At 58.2% G+C, this 2,335-nt stretch carries 2 protein-coding genes; both read left to right on the top strand.

What is annotated here, in order from left to right:
- Positions 1-240: 240 nt before the first annotated feature.
- Complete coding sequence (locus tag ACSR1C_RS20485; RefSeq protein ID WP_460260858.1) at positions 241-444, top strand: hypothetical protein; 204 nt, start codon at positions 241-243, stop codon at positions 442-444.
- A gap of 30 nt (positions 445-474) precedes the next feature.
- A complete protein-coding gene (locus ACSR1C_RS20480) occupies positions 475-2,220 on the top strand; it encodes a recombinase family protein (RefSeq protein WP_460260857.1) in 1,746 nt (581 codons plus the stop codon).
- Positions 2,221-2,335 lie beyond the last annotated feature (115 nt).

The following is a 2,335-nucleotide window of genomic DNA, read 5'->3' as shown; positions in this document are numbered from 1 at the left end:
CCCAAAACCTCGCCCCGCATAGCCCCTCCGCGCATAAGAGACGTCGTTTGCGACGTCGTTATGCACGTGTCTTAGGGCCTCACGCCGAAATCTGGCAGGCGGTGCCAACCGGGCCGTTACGAAGTATCGCATGCTTCATAGCGCATAAACGTCAAATGAGCGTACATAACGGTCATAAGCGTTTCAGCGGTTTTGGGCGATTCTATTCCAGTGGATTATTTTACTGGAAGGGGCTTGCCCATGACACAGAAAGAAAGTGTGGCAGCCAATGACAATGGTGCCGGAACGGGGGAGGCGGAGCAGCATTTGCGCAGCATCGCCCGCGCCATCGGTCGCCACATAGCCCGTGAGCATTTTAGGGCCTGGGAAAGGCGGCAGGTGAAGGCGGCCAATGATAACCGGCCTGTGGTGTCAGAGGAAGAGGGGCAGTCCCCGGAGGGGTGAAACCTGGTTTTTAGAGAAAGGAAAAACCCCATGGCCCGCATCGCGCTCTACGCCCGCTATTCCTCCGACATGCAAAGCACGTCCTCCATCGACGATCAGTTCCGCATCTGCCGCGATCAGGCGGCGCGGGAAAAATGGAAGGTGGCGGGCACCTATAAGGACGCCGCCATTTCCGGCGCCAGCGTCACCTTGCGTCCGGGCATTCAGGCGCTGTTGCAGGATGCGACCGCCGGTAAGTTCGAGATCGTGTTGGCGGAGGCGCTCGATCGCGTTAGTCGCGATCAGGCCGATGTAGCGATCCTGTTCAAACACCTGAAATTTGCCGGTGTCAAAATCATCACGCTGGCCGAGGGCGAAATCTCCGAGCTTCACGTTGGCCTCAAGGGCACGATGAACGCGCTGTTCCTCAAAGACCTTGCCGCCAAGACCCATCGCGGCCTGCGCGGTCGGGTGGAGAACGGCAAGGCAGGTGGCGGGCTTTGCTATGGTTATGACGTGGTCAAGCGCCTCGACGGCAATGGCGAACCAATCCGCGGCGAGCGCAAGATCAATGAGGCCGAGGCAACCATCGTCCGCCGTATCTTCCGCGAATTCGCCGATGGCAAGAGCCCCAAGGCCATTGCCAGAGACCTCAATCGTGACAATATCCCCGGCCCTTTCGGTAAGAATTGGGGCGACACGACCATTCGCGGCCATGTCAATCGTGGCACTGGCATCATTCACAACGAGCTTTACGTGGGCGTAATCGTCTGGAACCGGCTGCGCTATATCAAGAACCCCGAGACCGGCAGGCGCGTCTCACGCATCAACCCGGAAGCTGAATGGATCAGGACGGAAGTGCCCGAATTGCGCATCATCGATGATGAGCTGTGGCAGGCGGCGCGCCAGCGGCAGCGGGAAATTTCTGTGAAATTCGAGAATGTCACCAAAGGCGTGCGGGCCTATCGCGCCAAGAAGCTGAATGGTCTACGTCGCCCGGCGTTTCTGTTCTCCGGCTTGCTGAAATGCGGCTGCTGCGACGGGCAATATGGCATCATCACCAAGGATCGCTATGGCTGTCTCAACCGCAACCGGCGCGGTACTTGCGACAATGGCCGCACCATCCGCCGCGATGTGATTGAAGAGCGCATTCTTGCGGGCCTCACCGAAAAGCTGGTTTCCGCTGAAAACGTAGCCGAAGCCGTGCGCGCCTACGCCGAGGAACTGAACCAACAGAACCGCGAACACCGCGCGCAAACCGATATCGACCGCAAGGCGCTCGACAAGATCGAACGCGGCATTGCCGGTATCATGTCCGCCATCGAGGACGGCATGTATCAGCCCAGCATGAAGACGCGGATGGATGATCTGGAGCAGCAGAAGGTTGAGATCCTGGCGCGCATGGAGGACGTGCCTGCGGATGTGCCGGATATTCATCCGAATATTGCACAAATCTACAAAGCCAAGGTGATGCAGTTGAACGAGGCGCTGGCCGATCCGGAATTGCACAATCAGGCAACCGAGGCGATCCGCGCGCTTGTGGGCGAAGTGGTGCTTATGCCCGGCGACAAACGCGGCGAGGTAAATGCCACATTACGCGGCGAGCTGATGGGCATTCTCGACATCGTTTCCGGGCGCAAAACCCAAAACCGATCCCAAGTTATAACAAAAGAAGTTGCGTGCCCCCGCAACCAAAAATACAGACAAGATATCAAACGCTTAGGCCGCCCCTCGGGCGGTTTTTGCATGTCGCGCCGTGTTGCAAGCCCGTGCGGCACCACGGATAAGTGGGGGTAATCCCCCCATTTTTAACGGGGTTCAGCCGTAGAATTCACGCGGCCATTTTCAGTTTCTGTGCGGGTGTGATGCCGCCGATGCCCATATTCGGGCGGTCGTTATTGTAAGTCCATAG

The organism is Actibacterium sp. D185-2, assembly GCF_054954595.1.
The sequence above is the reverse complement of the archived record's forward strand: the minus strand, read 5'-3'. Positions and strand labels throughout refer to the sequence as shown.

Coding starts and splice junctions, on each gene's coding strand:
- ACSR1C_RS20480 (WP_460260857.1), top strand. CDS start 475: ATGGCCCGCATCGCGCTCTACGCCCGCTATTCCTCCGACATGCAAAGC.
- ACSR1C_RS20485 (WP_460260858.1), top strand. CDS start 241: ATGACACAGAAAGAAAGTGTGGCAGCCAATGACAATGGTGCCGGAACG.